We start from the raw sequence: 14,213 nt of genomic DNA on the forward strand, positions 1-14,213 counted from the left end.
TTTTCTCCTCAGAATCCGGCGGCCGCGCCGTTGCTGCGCGGGTCAAATGCCCCTTCGAACAGCCCGTTGGGGTGGCGGACAATCGCGCCCGCGTGGCCCATCGCTTCGCTGAAGTCAGGGAACATTTCCACCTCGTGCCCGAGTGCCTGAAGCCGTGAGACCGTCTCAGCGGTAAAGCGTCCTTCCAGCTTTAACGTGTCCGAGGTTTGTCCCCAGGTGCGCCCCAGCAGCCAGCGCGGGCGGGAAATGCTCTCCTGTAAAGGCACGCCCTGAATCGCGTAGCGGGTAAAAAGCGCGGCCTGGGTTTGCGGCTGTCCGTCACCGCCCATCGATCCGTAGACCATCACGCGCCCGTCCTTAAGACGCGCCGCCGCCGGGTTCAGTGTATGGAAGGGCTGCTTGCCCGGCGCGAGGGCCAGAAGATGATTGGGATCGAGGCTGAACGATGCGCCCCGGTTCTGCCAGACGATGCCGGTGTCGGGCAGCACCACGCCGCTGCCGAACTCGTGATAGATACTCTGGATAAACGACACGGCAAGCCCGCTGTTATCCATCACTCCCATCCACACCGTATCGCCGGGGCCTTTTCCGGTCCCCCACGGCGCGGCGCGGCCGTCGTCAACCCTGTCGGCAAGCGCCTGCAGGGCGGCGGGATCCAGCAGACCCTGAATATCGGTTTTCAGCTCGCGCGGGTCGGTAATGTGGGCATCGCGCAGGCCAAAGGCCAGCTTGGTGGCTTCAACGATGCGGTGAATGGTATCGGCGTCGTCGGCCTCGGCCATGTTCAGGCGGTCGGTGATGCCGAGTATCGCCAGCGAGACCAGCCCCTGCGTCGGCGGGGCGTGGTTAAAGATCTCCCCCTGCTGATGCTGCAGCCTCAGCGGTGCGGTGCGCCGTGCAGCGTGCGCGTTAAGATCGGCCAGCGTCACGGGCAGGCCCAGCGTCTCCATGCCGTGCGCCAGCACGTCCGCCAGCGGGCCGCGGTAAAAGCTGTCCAGACCGTCTTCCACCAGGCGCGTCAACGTCGTGGCCATGGCGGGCTGGTAAAAGCGGCTCCCGACCTGCGGCGGCTTACCGTCCACCAGCCAGGTTTCCGCGAAGCCGGGGATGTCCTTCAGCTCGTCGAATTTGCTGGCCGTGGCGTGGGCCTGAGAGGCCGTGACCGGCGTGCCGTTCTGCGCATAGTCAATGGCGTCGGCCAGCAGTCGGGACAGCGGCAGCGCCTTGCCGGTCATCTCGCGCGAGACCTTCAGCGCCTCGTCCCAGCCGCTCACCGTACCGGCGACGGTCAGCGCCGCGCGGGGGCCGCGATGGGGGATGTGCGCCAGCCCGTCGTAGGCGGCGAGCGTTGCGCGCGATCCCGCCGCGCCGCTGGCGTCAATGGCGACAGGTTCGCCGTCCGGCGGCACGATAAGCCAGAAGCCATCGCCACCCAGCCCGTTCATGTGCGGGTAAACGACGGCAACGGTGGCCGCCGCGGCGACCATCGCCTCTATCGCGCTGCCGCCTTCGCGCAGTACCGCCAGCGCGCTCTGGCTGGCAAGATGGTGGGGCGCAACGGCCATGCCGTGCGTGGAGACATTACTTTGCATATAGAGTCCTCGTAACCCTGAAAGTCACAAGGCGCTGCAAAAGCTGTTCCAGTTCTGAAAGAAAAGTTTCAGTAAACTGGCACGTATAATGAATACGCATAATAAAAGGTACAATGTGATGAAACAAAAGTTACAGAGGCGCTATGGAACAACTGGATGAACGTCTGAAAGCACAGTACCCGTCGCTGTCGCCGCAGGAGCAGCGGGTGGCGGACTTTATTTTCGATCATTTTGACGATCTCATTAGCTACAACAGCGCCGAGCTGGCGCAGCTGAGCGGGGTGTCGAAAGCCACGGTTAGCCGCCTGTTTAAGCGTCTGGGCTATGAGAAATATAAGGACATGCGCGACGAGCTGCGCACCCTGCGCCAGAGCGGGATGCCGCTCACCGATAACCGCGACGCGGTGCAGGGCAATACGCTGCTGGCGCGCCACTATAAGCAGGAGATGGCGAACCTGACCCAGTGGGTCAATGCCCTCGACGCGCAGCAGTTTGCCGACGCGATGGCCTGCATGGTGAAGGCGCGGCGCATCGTCATTATCGGCATGCGTAACGCCTATCCGGCGGCGCTGCACCTGCGCCAGCAGCTGCTGCAGGCGCGCGGTCAGGTGCTGGTCCTGCCGCAGCCGGGGCAGAGCCTGAGCGAGGAGCTGGTGGATTTAACGCCGGACGATCTGGTGGTCATGATGGCCTTTCGCCGCCGCCCGCGCATCATCCGCCCGCTGATGCAGCAGCTTCAGAGCGGCGGTACTCCGGTGCTGCTGATGTGCGAGCCGCAGGCGCACAGCCTGTTTCCGCTGGCGAGCTGGCAGCTCTGCGCCCCGCTGGACAGCGTCTCGGCCTATGACAGCTACTCCTCGGTCAACAGCCTGATTAACCTGCTGGCAAACGCCTTCCTGCATGACAGTCTCGATAAAGGCCGTCCGCGCATTCACGAGATTGCCTCCCTTTACCAGCAGCTGGACGAACTCGAACAGCGATAATGGGGCATCAGGCTGGTGCTTTGCATTAAAATGGTGCATCTGACGGGTCGGGAAAACATACGTTTTTTCGACCCGTCCGCGTTTTATCAGGCTTCGCAAGAATATTTTCCGCTTCGCCCTATCTGGCACATTAGTTGCAAAATCACTCTCAAAGAATCTTTTGTTTCATGTTAACGTTACGGGGAAGCACCATGAAAAAATTGTTGATTGCACTGGCCGGGGCCGCATGTCTCTTCACACAGCTGCCGGCAAAGGCTGACCAGCTTCAGGATATCGAGAAGCGCGGCACCATTCGCATTGCCGTTCCGCAGGACTTCCCGCCGTTTGGCTCGGTGGGGACCGACCTGCAGCCGCAGGGCTATGACATCGACATGGCGCGCTATCTTGCCAAACAGATGAAGCTCAAGCTGCAGCTGGTGCCGGTGACCAGCGCCAACCGCGTGCCGTACCTGCAAACCGATAAGGTGGATCTGGTCATTTCAAGCCTCGGTAAAAACCCCGAGCGCGAGAAGGTGATCGACTTTAGCCGCGCCTACGCGCCGTTCTTCCTCGGCGTGTTTGGTCCGAAAGGGGCCGAGCTGAAGGACGCCGCCGCGCTGAGCGGAAAAACCATCGGCGTGACGCGCGGGGCGGTGGAGGACATGGTGCTGACCGGCCTGGCGCCGAAAGACGCGGACGTGAAGCGCTACGAAGATAACAACACCACGCTCTCCGCCTACCTCTCCGGACAGGTGCAGTACGTGGCAACCGGCAACCTGGTGGTGGCGGCCATTTCGCGCCAGAACGCGGATAAAGCTCCGGTGCCGAGCTTTATGCTGAAAGATTCGCCGTGCTTTATTGGCCTGAAGAAAAACGAACCGGCCCTGAAGGCAAAAGTGGACGCGCTGATTGAGCAGGGCATCAAGGACGGCACGCTGAACGGCCTGTCCGAGCAATGGCTGAAGGCCCCGCTGCCGGCCAACCTTGGCGCCTGAGCCGATGACGGAGCAACTTGATTTTTCCGCGCTCTGGCCGCACTGGCCGGAGCTGCTGGCGGGGCTGTGGGTCACTATTCAGCTGACGGTGATGGCGACCGTCGGCGGCCTGGCGATTGGGATTTTCGGGGCGGCGATCCGCAGCGCGCGCCCAACGTGGTACAGCCGGATCTGGGGCGCGTACGTGGAGATCATCCGCAACACGCCGTTTGTGGTGCAGCTGTTTTTCATCGTCTTCGGCCTGCCGAACCTGGGGCTGAAGATGACGGCGGGGGAAGCGGCGCTGCTGGCCATGGTGGTGAACCTGGGCGCCTACAGCACCGAGATTATCCGCGCGGGCATTCAGGTCACGCCGAAAGGGCAGTGGGAAGCCGGACGCGTGCTGGGGCTGACCCGCCTGCAGACCTTTATCCGCGTGGTGCTGCCGCCCGCGCTGCAGCGCATTTACCCGGCGCTGGTGAGCCAGTGCATCATCGTGATGCTCGGCTCGTCGGTGGTGTCGCAGGTCTCGTATGAAGAGCTGACCTTCGCCGCCAACCTGATCCAGTCCAGAACGTTTCTGAGCTTTGAGGTTTATCTGGTGACAACCGGGATTTACTTAGCGCTGTCGATTACCCTGCGCCAGCTGATGATGGCGGCGGGACGCAAATGGCTGGGGGGGCAGGCATGATGACCACCTTTACCGACTGGGACATTATTCGTAACCTGCTGCTGGCCGGACGCTGGACGGTGCTGCTGTCGCTGGTGGCGTTTGTCGGCGGGGCGGCGGTGACGCTGCCGCTCCTGCTGCTGCGCCTGACGGGCGGGCGCACGGTCAGGCGCATCATCCGCGGCTATATTGAGCTGTTTCAGGGCACGCCGCTGCTGATGCAGCTGTTCCTGGCCTTCTTCGGCGTGGCGCTGTTCGGCATCGACGTCTCGCCGTGGACCGCCGCCTCGCTGGCGCTCACCTTCTACACCAGCGCGTTTCTGCTCGATATCTGGTTCGGCAGCATTCGCGCTCTGCCCAAGGGGCAGTGGGAAGCCTCGCGCTGTCTGGGGCTGACCTTTGGCCAGACCCTGTTTCGCGTGGTCGCCCCGCAGGCGCTGCGCATCGGCATCGCCCCGACGGTCGGCTTTGCCGTGCAGGTGATCAAGGGCACCGCGCTGGCGTCGATTATCGGCTTTATCGAGCTGACCAAGGCCGGGACCATGCTGACCAACGTGACGTATCAGCCGTTTAAGGTCTTTGCGCTGGTGGCGCTCGGCTACTTCATTCTGTGTTATCCGCTGTCGCGCTACAGCCGCTATCTGGAGACGAAATTCAATGCCTCTCATCACCATTAATCAGGTGCAGAAGTACTACGGCGATAACCACGTGCTCAAGGGCGTCGATCTGGATATCGACATGGGCCAGGTGATCTCCATTATCGGGCGCAGCGGATCGGGCAAAAGCACGCTGCTGCGCTGCATCAACGGACTGGAAGGCTATCAGGACGGCAGCATCAAGCTGGGCGGCATGACCATTACCGACCGGGATTCTCAGGCGCGCGAAATCAGCCGCTCGGTCGGGATGGTGTTCCAGAGCTTCAACCTGTTTCCGCACATGACGGCGCTGGAAAACGTGATGCTCGCCCCGCGTCGGGTGCTGAAGAAAAGCGCCGCCGAATGCCGCGAGCTGGCGCAGCAGATGCTGGAGAAAGTGGGCTTAGGCGATCGTCTGGATTACTACCCGTCGAGTCTCTCCGGCGGCCAGCAGCAGCGCGTGGCGATTGCCCGCGCGCTGGCGATGTCGCCGAAAGTTTTACTCTGCGACGAGATCACCTCCGCGCTCGACCCGGAGCTGGTGGGCGAAGTGCTCAAGGTGCTGGAGCAGCTGGCGGCCGAGGGGATGACGCTCATACTTGTTACCCATGAAATGAATTTTGCCCGCGAAGTGGGCGACCGCGTGGTGTTTATGCACCAGGGGAAAGTCTGGGAGCAGGGCGACAGCAAAACGCTGTTCGCCAACCCGCAGACCACGGAACTGAAGCAGTTCATCTCCTCCGTGCGCGGCCTCAACTGATAAGGACTTAACAATGGATATCGCACGCTTTCCGCAAATCAACCCGCCCCAGCGCCTGCTGATGGGGCCGGGCCCGATCAACGCCGACCCGCGCGTGCTGCGCGCCATGTCGAGCCAGCTGATCGGCCAGTACGATCCGGCCATGACCCACTACATGAACGAGGTGATGGCGCTCTATCGCGGGGTGTTCCGCACCGAGAACCGCTGGACGATGCTGGTGGACGGCACCTCCCGCGCGGGAATTGAAGCCATTCTGGTCTCCGCCATTCGCCCGGGAGATAAGGTGCTGGTGCCGGTCTTTGGCCGCTTTGGTCATCTGCTGTGCGAAATTGCCCGCCGCTGCCGCGCGGAGGTGCATACCATCGAGGTGCCGTGGGGCGAGGTGTTTACCCCGGATCAGGTGGAGGATGCGATTAAGCGTGTTCGTCCGCGCCTGCTGCTGACCGTGCAGGGCGATACCTCCACCACCATGCTCCAGCCGCTCGCCGAGCTTGGCGCGATCTGCCGCCGCTACGACGTGCTGTTTTATACCGACGCCACCGCGTCGCTCGGCGGCAACGCGCTGGAGACCGACGCCTGGGGACTGGATGCGGTATCGGCAGGGATGCAGAAGTGCCTCGGCGGCCCGTCGGGCACCTCGCCGATCACCCTGAGCGCGCGCATGGAGGAGGCGATCCGCCGCCGTAAATGCGTTGAGGAGGGCATCCGCACCGACGCCCACCGCGACGGCGACGAGGAGATGATCTACTCCAACTATTTCGATCTCGGCATGGTGATGGACTACTGGGGGCCGGAGCGCCTTAACCACCATACCGAAGCCACCACCGCGCTGTTTGGCGCCCGCGAGTGTGCGCGTCTGATCCTGCAGGAAGGGCTGGATAACGGCATCGCGCGCCATAAGCTGCACGGCGATGCGCTGCTGAAGGGCATTCAGGCGATGGGGTTGGAGACCTTCGGCGACCTGAAGCACAAGATGAACAACGTGCTGGGCGTGGTTATCCCGCAGGGCGTCAACGGCGACCAGGTGCGTAAGCTGATGCTGGAGGATTTCGGGATTGAAATCGGCACCTCGTTTGGCCCGCTGCACGGCAAAGTGTGGCGCATTGGCACCATGGGCTACAACGCGCGCAAGGATTGCGTGATGACCACCCTGAGCGCGCTGGAGTCGGTGCTGAACTACCTGAAATTCACCACCACGCAGGGGGCCGCCATGCAGGCCGCGTGGGACCACTATCGTCGCGAGACGCCGCAATGAGCCCGGCGGCAGAACGGGTGATGGCCCGCGCCGACGCGCTGGCCGCTATCAGCGAAACCCCGGATGCGCTGACGAGGGTTTATCTCTCCACCCAGCATCTGCAGGCCAACCAGCTGGTGGGGCAGTGGATGAGCCAGGCGGGAATGACCGTCTGGCAGGACAGCGTGGGCAACATCTGTGGACGCTATGAGGGCGCGCAGGAAGGGGCGCAGGCGGTTCTGCTCGGCTCGCATCTCGATACCGTGCGTAACGCCGGGCGCTACGACGGCATGCTTGGCGTGCTTGCCGCCATTGAGGTGGTGGACAGCCTGCACCAGCTGGGTGTGCATCTGGCGCAGGCCATCGAGATTGTCGGCTTTTGCGACGAAGAGGGGACCCGCTTCGGCATTACGCTGTTAGGCAGCCGGGGGCTGACGGGCACCTGGCCGCAGGGCTGGCTGGAAAAAGCCGACGCCAGCGGGATCAGCGTGGCGCAGGCGATGACCCTGATGGGGCTCGAGCCTGCCCGCGTGCTCCATGCCGCGCGACGTCAGGAGGATTTCAGCGCCTATCTGGAGCTGCATATTGAGCAGGGGCCGTGCCTTGAGCAGGAGGCGCTCGCCCTTGGCGTGGTGGAAGCCATTAACGGCGCGCGCCGTCTGAACTGCCGCTTTACCGGCGAGGCCGGGCATGCGGGAACCGTGCCGATGCTCCACCGCAGGGACGCGCTGGCCGCCGCCGCCGAGTGGATGGTTATCATTGAAAACGCTACCCGACAGCAGGGCGGGAACCTGGTGGCGACGGTTGGCGAGCTGCGCTGCCTGCCGGGGGCGGTGAACGTGATCCCCGGCGAGGTTCAGCTCTCGCTGGATATTCGCGGGCCGCAGGATGCGCCGCTGGATCGGTTGCTTAACGACCTGCTGGAACATGCGCAGGCGATCGCATCGCGCCGCAGTCTGGACTTCAGCGCCGAGGAGTTTTACCGCATTGCCGCCACGCCGTGCGATATCCACCTGCAAAACGTGCTGGGGGAGGCCGTCACTTCGGTACAGGGTCGCTCGCTATCGCTGCCCAGCGGTGCGGGCCACGATGCGATTGCCATCGCGGAACGCTGGCCGGTCGGCATGCTGTTTGTGCGCTGCAAAGGGGGCGTCAGCCACCATCCGGCGGAATCGGTGATGGCTGAAGATGTCGCCCTGGCGATTGAGGCGTTTTCGCGAGCGGTGATCCAGCTGGCGGACCGCGTTACTCCAGCCCCAGCGTATATTGCGCAATCTTAAAGTAGATAATCAGCCCGGTGCCGTCGATAAGCGTCGCGATAAACGGCGCGGAGACGACCGCCGGGTCAATGCCGCAGCGCTTGAGCACCATCGGGATCACGGACGACACAATCGCACTCCAGAGCGTAATGCACACCAGCGTCAGGCTGACGATAAGCGTAATTTCCAGCCCAATCCCCATCATCCAGGCGCGAATGCACCCGGCGATACCGAGCGTGGCGGCAATCATCAGCGAGGTGGTCATCTCTTTACGCAGCACGCGGCCAACGTCGCGCAGGCGGACTTCCCCCAGCGCCATGGCGCGCACAAGCGTGGAGGTGATCTGCGTCCCGCTGTTGCCGCCCGTGCCGATCAGCAGCGGAATAAAGAACGCCAGCGCGATGGCGGACTCCAGCGCCTCTTCAAAATGCTGGATCACCGAGCTGGTGTAGGCCTCCGCGACAAACAGCAGCAGCAGCCAGACGGAACGTTTCTTCCACAGGCTATACGGGCTGGTGTCCAGATAGGGCTTCTCCAGCGGCAGCGTCGCCCCCTGAAGCTGGGCGTCTTCGGTGACGTCATCTTCCAGCAGATGGGCGATTTCGCGCTCGGTCAGGCAGCCGACGAGCTTGCCGTGGGTGACCACGGGCACCACATCCGCGCCGCCGTGCGCCAGCAGTCCGGCAACGTCGGCACGTTCATCCTCCGGTTTGACCTGCAAAAACTGCGAAATCATCAGCGATTTCACCGGCTGTACCGTGTCGGCGGTCTGCAGCAATTTACGCACGGCAATCATGCCCGCCAGGCGGCCATTGTCTTCAATAAAAATATGAGACGGAATATCGTCGTCTTTTAATTTTTCGAAGAATTGCTCGCGCGCCAGCGCCACGCATAATGAAATATCGAGGACAATAAAATCGGTATTCATATATTGCGCGATCGCGCTGTCATTGAATGCCAGGTTCTGGTTGTGAATAGCGTAAGACATAGTGAATTCCCTTTGAATAATAACATCTCTCAGGGGCGAGCAAGACAGGGCATGTCGAAGAGGAGATCCCCACGTCCTGGGTTCAGCACTGTACACCGTATCCCGCGAGGGAAGTTATACTGACAAAGCCTTGATTCGACAGTGCCTGTTTTACCCTGTGTCGGTTCTCTCGAACCTACCAGAGCGATAACGTGTATTTGTACAGGAGCCTCGCCATAACGAGATCGTTGTAAAACGTGAGGAATAATACGCTTATTTAAATTTACCGCTCAGAAAATTAAATAATGTTTAAGAACGGTTTAGACGATTTTTATTAATAAAATGTTGAGGGTTTATTTAGGTTAATTCATTTCTAATGGAGGATTAAATAATCAACGGAGGAGAGGATAATGGCGTGGTTTGATAATCTGCTGAATCATTTTGCGCTGTATCCGGCACATCTTTTCGCGCTGTTATTTGTGATGGCGCTGAGTAAATCGACGGTGCTAGTCTCCTCCGTGCTGCCGCCCGCCTCGGTGATGCTGCTGGCGGGCATTACCGTCAGCCAGGCGAGCATGCATCCTGCGCTGGCGTGGCTGGCCGTGGTGCTAGGGGCAACGGCGGGTTCGGTGCTGAACTACCATATCGGCCAGCTGATGGGGCACACGCGATGGATGACCCGCTTCTCGGCAAAGCACGCCGGTAAAATGCTGCGGGTGCAGCATCAGCTGCAGAAAAACGGGGTGCTGGTCCTGTTCACCGCGCGTTTTCTGGCGGTGCTGCGCTACATCGTGCCGCTGGCGGCGGGAATGCTCAGGCTGAATGCAGTCAAGGTCTACGCCGTCAGCCTGCTTTCCGCCTGCGCATGGGCGGCGCTGTATGTCGGCATCGTCACCGGCATCAGCGCCTTTTGAGTTACAAACTCCCCATTCCGCCGTCGACCAGCAGCTCCGTTCCCACCGTGTAGCTCGACTCGTCGGAGGCCAGATAGAGCGCGGCTTTTGCCAGCTCCGTCGTCGAGCCCATTCTGCCGAGCGGCACCAGCTTGATGATCTCCGCCATCATCGCGTTAAGCGCCTCGTCGCTTAAGCCCGTTTTGGTAAACGCCGGGGTCTCCACCGGACCGGGGCTCAGGCCGTTGACGCGGATCCCGCGCGGCAGCAGCTCCGCCGACAGCGTGCGCGCCAGCGACAGCAGGGCGGCCTTGCTCGCGGCATACACGCTGCTGGTCGGCAGGCCGATACGCGCGCTCACCGAGCCGCAGAGGATCACCGACGACGGGTTATTCAGCAGCGGCAGCAGCGCCTGAATTAAAAAGAACGGCCCCTTCAGGTTGATGCCCATCAGGCGGTCCCACGCCTCCTCCTGCCAGGCTTCCAGCGGCGCGTGCGTCACGTCACCGGCGTTGAGAAACACCGCGTCCAGGCGTGGCCAGCGGGCGGCGAGGGTTTCCGCCAGCGCTTTTTGCGAGGCGATATCTCCCGCATCGGTCGGGATCACCCAGGCCTTATCGCCAAGAATACGTTCTGCTTCGGCGAGGGTGTCCGGGTTGCGTCCGGTCACGGCGACGCGCGCGCCTTCGGCGATAAACGCCTGCGCGGTGGCAAGACCGATGCCGCTGGTGCCGCCGGTAATCAGCGTATATTTATCTGTTAAACGACCCATGTTCTTCTCCTGAAATGTCTCTGGAGAAAGCACTATAGAAACGTTAGTATCGAAAGGAAACCAGGTACCAAATGGATACTAAAGAGGCAAGAGGTGTGCTATGGCAGAAATGCTGGAGGTGTGCTGTGAAAAAAAATCTGAGGCGTATACCTGCCCGATGACGCAGTTTGTGAACCTGATTTCCGGTAAATGGGCGATCCCCATTTTGTACCGTCTGATTGTGTTCAACACGCCCGTACGCTTTGGCGATCTGCTGCGGGCCGCCACACCCATCACGCAGAAAGAATTGACCAAGCAGCTGCGCCTGTTTGAGCAGCGCGGGCTGGTGACGCGGACGGTCTACCCGGAGATCCCGCCGCGCGTGGAGTATCAGATCACCGCGCTGGGGTTAACCCTGCAGGACGCACTCTCCCCGCTGGCCGCCTGGATGAGCGAGTACGGCGACCAGCTTGAGCGTTAGGCTACTGTTTTGCGTAGCGCGGTGCCGGAATGCCGGTGCGCGCGCTGTTGAACAGCTCAAGACGCGCCGCTTCGTAGCGATCCCACAGGCCGGCGTCATGCATCGGCGGGATGGTGATCGGTTCACCCTGATCCAGACCCGCCAGCGATGCATCCACCATATCGTCGGTGGTCATCACCGATCCTTCCGGCAGATCGTTCACCGTGACGCCCGAATGGCTCCAGATTTCTGTCGCCGTGGCGGCGGGCAGCACGGCCTGAATGCGCACGTTGCTGTCGGCAAATTCTTCCTGTAACCCACGGGTAAAGCTCAACACCCACGCCTTGGTGGCGCTGTAGAGCGCGCTGCCCGCCCGGACGTGCAGAGCCAGCACGGACGCGATATTGATCAGCGTGCCGCGATTGTTCTGCGCCAGGCGCGGCAGGATGGCGTAGGTCAGACGCATCAGCGCCGTGGTGTTCAGGGTGTTAATGGCCTGATGCTGCGCCACATCGCCCGCGAGGAACGGCGCCATCTGCGCGGTGCCCGCGTTGTTAATGAGCGTATCAATGGCGGTATTGCTGCGCAGCGCCTCTTCCACGGCGCGGATCCCGGCTTCATCGGTAAGATCGGCCACCAGAATATCGACGGCCACGCCGTAGCGCGCGCGAAGGTCGGCGGCAAGGGTGTTCAGGCGATCTTCGCGACGGGCGACCAGCACCAGGTTAGCGCCGCGCGCGGCAAGGCGATCGGCATAAACAGCACCAATTCCGGAAGAGGCGCCCGTAATCAGGGCGGTGGTGATTTGCGTAGTCATCGTGTGTTACCTCAGGGCAAAGTGGCTTATTTGGTTTCAAGATGAAACTGAATGAACTTTCTGCTATTTGGTTTTATAATGCAACCGTATTTGCGAGCATTTTGTGCTGTTGCCGTCGGGAACGATCAGGATGGGAGTTTTGCCACGATCTCTTCAGGCGTCAGTTCGCGGCCATCGTCGGCGATAAGCGCCAGTTTGCGCAGGGGTTTGCGCTGTTCGGTATCGACCAGCACGGTGCCGCATTCGTTATCCGCAAACAAAAATTCATTGCCCCACTGGGAGAGGGCAACCAGCACCGTTTGCAGGGCACGCCCCTTGTCGGTCAGGACGTATTCCTGCCAGGCGCTGCCGTCGGACGCGGGCTGAAGCCGGAGGATGCCTTCGTCGACCAGCAGTTTCAGCCGCGTGGTCAGCATGTTTTTCGCGATGCCGAGGCTTTTCTGGAACTCGCCGAAGCGTTTAATCCCGCGCAGCGCGTCGCGCACAATCAGCAGCGACCACCAGTCGCCGATGATATCCAGCGAACGGGCGACGGGGCAGGTGCTCTCTTCGAGGCGGGTACGTTTCACGGTCAATTCTCCGGTGGGGTGTGGTTTTATTATAAAACTTATTGGTGCACACCGTAAGCACGTTAATCATCAGTTTGAGAAATGCTTCCCGGAAAATTGTCACGAATCTGTCACACTGAACGCGACATTTTAAAACGAGTGAGGAATTAGGGATGAGAAAAGCACTACTCGCGCTGGCAGTCGCCGGTTCCATTTCAGCAACGTTTGGCGTGCAGGCGCAAGAGACGCCGGAAGGGTATCAGCTGGAGCAAGTTTTAATCATGAGCCGTCATAACCTGCGCGCGCCGCTCGCCAATAACGGCAGCGTGCTGGAGCAGTCCACGCCCAAGCAGTGGCCGGAGTGGGAGGTGCCGGGCGGTCAGCTCACCACCAAGGGCGGCGTGCTGGAAGTCTATATGGGCCATTACATGCGCGAGTGGCTGGCGCAGCAGGGGATGGTGAAGACGGGAGAGTGCCCAGCGGCGGATAGCGTTTATGCTTACGCCAACAGCCTGCAGCGTACCGTCGCCACCGCGCAGTTCTTCATCACCGGCGCGTTCCCGGGCTGCGACGTTCCCGTGCACCATCAGGAAAAAATGGGCACCATGGATCCGACCTTTAATCCGGTGATTACCGATAACTCGCCGGAATTTCGCGAAAAAGCGCTCAAGGCGATGGAGTCCGAGCGGCAGAAAATGCAGCTGGGCGAAAGCTATAAGCTGCTGGAGCAGATGACGAACTACGCGGATTCCCCGTCCTGCAAAGAGAAAAAGGTCTGCTCGCTGGCGGACGCGAAAGATACCTTTAGCGCCGACTATGAAAAAGAGCCTGGCGTATCCGGGCCGCTGAAGGTGGGTAACTCGCTGGTGGACGCGTTCACGCTGCAGTATTACGAAGGCTTCCCGGCCGACCAGGTGGCCTGGGGCGAAATCAAAACCGACCAGCAGTGGCGCGTGCTGTCGAAGCTGAAGAACGGCTATCAGGACTCGCTGTTTACCTCCACCGAAGTGGCGCAAAACGTGGCGAAGCCGCTGGTGAAGTACATTGATAAAACGCTGGTTACCGAGCAGGCAAAAGCGCCGAAAATCACCCTGCTGGTGGGGCATGACTCGAACATTGCTTCCCTGCTGACGGCCCTGGATTTCAAACCGTATCAGCTGCACGACCAGCAGGAGCGAACCCCGATTGGCGGCAAGATTGTCTTCCAGCGCTGGCATGACAAAAATGCCAACCAGGAGCTGATGAAAATTGAGTATGTCTACCAGAGCTCAGAGCAGCTGCGTAACGCCAGCGTCCTGTCGCTGCAGTCGCCCGCGCAGCGCGTGACGCTGGAGCTGAAAGGCTGCCCGGTGGATGCGAACGGCTTCTGTCCTGTCGATAAATTCAATGCGGTGATGAATAACGCGGCGAAGTAAAAGAGAACCCCCCGCTGCGGCGGGGGGAAACGCTTAGACGTTTTTACGTTCGATGGTTTGCTCGCCCCAGAAGAGCGAGTCTTTATCCGTTTTTTCGAAGGCGCGCACCAGCACCTCATCGTTACCTTCCTCCCAAATCTGCTCGGCCAGCTTTTCATCGTACTTCGCGACTTCAAAGATAGCTTCGGCAATCTCCGGAGAGGTGTTGCGTAAACTTGCCCATTCGCCCACGTGGTGAGCTTTGGATTCTTGAGTTGGCATGCTTGTCCTCCTGTT

At 61.0% G+C, this 14,213-nt stretch carries 16 protein-coding genes and 1 riboswitch; of the genes, 10 read left to right on the forward strand and 6 right to left on the reverse strand.

The features are described 5' to 3' along the window. Nucleotides 1-8: 8 nt before the first annotated feature. On the reverse strand, nucleotides 9-1,592 hold the full coding sequence (gene hpxW / locus ACWKXN_RS02320; protein WP_454543263.1) for an oxamate amidohydrolase: 1,584 nt from the start codon (nucleotides 1,590-1,592) through the stop codon (nucleotides 9-11). Between the two features lie 143 nt (nucleotides 1,593-1,735). Here hpxW and hpxU point away from each other — a divergent pair, with 143 nt between their 5' ends. The 7 genes from hpxU to hpxK all read left to right on the forward strand — a co-directional run bounded on the left by hpxU (nucleotide 1,736) and on the right by hpxK (nucleotide 8,107). Further along, the gene (gene hpxU, locus ACWKXN_RS02325; RefSeq protein ID WP_454543264.1) at nucleotides 1,736-2,575 is read left to right on the forward strand and encodes a MurR/RpiR family transcriptional regulator HpxU; all 840 of its coding nucleotides are present in this window, start codon (nucleotides 1,736-1,738) and stop codon (nucleotides 2,573-2,575) included. Between the two features lie 191 nt (nucleotides 2,576-2,766). Continuing rightward, on the forward strand, nucleotides 2,767-3,549 hold the full coding sequence (locus ACWKXN_RS02330) for a transporter substrate-binding domain-containing protein (protein WP_023311064.1): 783 nt from the start codon (nucleotides 2,767-2,769) through the stop codon (nucleotides 3,547-3,549). A 4-nt stretch (nucleotides 3,550-3,553) separates the two neighbouring features. After that, nucleotides 3,554-4,219, forward strand: a complete 666-nt coding sequence (locus ACWKXN_RS02335) for an amino acid ABC transporter permease (RefSeq protein ID WP_454543265.1) — start codon at nucleotides 3,554-3,556, stop codon at nucleotides 4,217-4,219. Continuing rightward, entirely contained in the window at nucleotides 4,219-4,875 is a 657-nt protein-coding gene (locus ACWKXN_RS02340) for an amino acid ABC transporter permease (protein ID WP_071884868.1), read from the forward strand. Before ACWKXN_RS02335 ends, ACWKXN_RS02340 begins: the two co-directional genes overlap by 1 nt. Then, entirely contained in the window at nucleotides 4,856-5,593 is a 738-nt protein-coding gene (locus ACWKXN_RS02345; protein ID WP_032638731.1) for an amino acid ABC transporter ATP-binding protein, read from the forward strand. The genes ACWKXN_RS02340 and ACWKXN_RS02345 overlap by 20 nt, the downstream gene beginning before the upstream one ends. Before the next feature lie 13 nt (nucleotides 5,594-5,606). Then, nucleotides 5,607-6,848, forward strand: coding sequence for a pyridoxal-phosphate-dependent aminotransferase family protein (locus tag ACWKXN_RS02350; RefSeq protein WP_048976704.1), 1,242 nt, complete (start codon nucleotides 5,607-5,609; stop codon nucleotides 6,846-6,848). Next, complete coding sequence (gene hpxK, locus ACWKXN_RS02355; RefSeq protein WP_454543266.1) at nucleotides 6,845-8,107, forward strand: allantoate amidohydrolase; 1,263 nt, start codon at nucleotides 6,845-6,847, stop codon at nucleotides 8,105-8,107. Before ACWKXN_RS02350 ends, hpxK begins: the two co-directional genes overlap by 4 nt. Here the strand turns inward: hpxK and ACWKXN_RS02360 are convergent. Next, nucleotides 8,073-9,074 carry a magnesium transporter gene (locus ACWKXN_RS02360; RefSeq protein WP_029741838.1) on the reverse strand — a complete coding sequence of 334 codons (1,002 nt, stop codon included), beginning with the start codon at nucleotides 9,072-9,074 and terminating at the stop codon, nucleotides 8,073-8,075. The genes hpxK and ACWKXN_RS02360 overlap by 35 nt on opposite strands. 60 nt (nucleotides 9,075-9,134) lie before the next feature. Continuing rightward, a riboswitch (M-box (ykoK) riboswitch) is annotated at nucleotides 9,135-9,304 on the reverse strand. A 159-nt stretch (nucleotides 9,305-9,463) separates the two neighbouring features. Between ACWKXN_RS02360 and ACWKXN_RS02365 the strand changes: the two genes are divergently transcribed. Then, a complete protein-coding gene (locus ACWKXN_RS02365; RefSeq protein WP_143347257.1) occupies nucleotides 9,464-9,967 on the forward strand; it encodes a DedA family protein in 504 nt (167 codons plus the stop codon). A gap of 1 nt (nucleotide 9,968) precedes the next feature. Here the strand turns inward: ACWKXN_RS02365 and ACWKXN_RS02370 are convergent, their stop codons facing one another. Beyond that, nucleotides 9,969-10,718 carry an SDR family oxidoreductase gene (locus tag ACWKXN_RS02370; RefSeq protein ID WP_033145156.1) on the reverse strand — a complete coding sequence of 250 codons (750 nt, stop codon included), beginning with the start codon at nucleotides 10,716-10,718 and terminating at the stop codon, nucleotides 9,969-9,971. A gap of 100 nt (nucleotides 10,719-10,818) precedes the next feature. Between ACWKXN_RS02370 and ACWKXN_RS02375 the strand changes: the two genes are divergently transcribed. Further along, nucleotides 10,819-11,178: a winged helix-turn-helix transcriptional regulator gene (locus tag ACWKXN_RS02375; protein WP_047061537.1), complete on the forward strand. Its 360-nt coding sequence runs from the start codon at nucleotides 10,819-10,821 to the stop codon at nucleotides 11,176-11,178. 1 nt (nucleotide 11,179) lies between these two features. Here ACWKXN_RS02375 and ACWKXN_RS02380 read toward each other — a convergent pair whose 3' ends face one another. Then, nucleotides 11,180-11,974 (reverse strand): SDR family NAD(P)-dependent oxidoreductase, encoded by a 795-nt coding sequence (locus tag ACWKXN_RS02380; RefSeq protein ID WP_047061538.1) that lies wholly within the window; start codon nucleotides 11,972-11,974, stop codon nucleotides 11,180-11,182. 125 nt (nucleotides 11,975-12,099) lie between these two features. Then, entirely contained in the window at nucleotides 12,100-12,543 is a 444-nt protein-coding gene (locus ACWKXN_RS02385) for a winged helix-turn-helix transcriptional regulator (RefSeq protein ID WP_032658095.1), read from the reverse strand. A gap of 152 nt (nucleotides 12,544-12,695) precedes the next feature. Here ACWKXN_RS02385 and agp point away from each other — a divergent pair, with 152 nt between their 5' ends. After that, nucleotides 12,696-13,937, forward strand: a complete 1,242-nt coding sequence (gene agp / locus ACWKXN_RS02390; protein ID WP_221702521.1) for a bifunctional glucose-1-phosphatase/inositol phosphatase — start codon at nucleotides 12,696-12,698, stop codon at nucleotides 13,935-13,937. 33 nt (nucleotides 13,938-13,970) lie between these two features. Here the strand turns inward: agp and ACWKXN_RS02395 are convergent, their stop codons facing one another. Further along, nucleotides 13,971-14,198: a YccJ family protein gene (locus tag ACWKXN_RS02395; protein WP_008499832.1), complete on the reverse strand. Its 228-nt coding sequence runs from the start codon at nucleotides 14,196-14,198 to the stop codon at nucleotides 13,971-13,973. Between the last annotated feature and the right edge of the window lie 15 nt (nucleotides 14,199-14,213).

This window comes from Enterobacter sp. UPMP2060, from assembly GCF_053709655.1.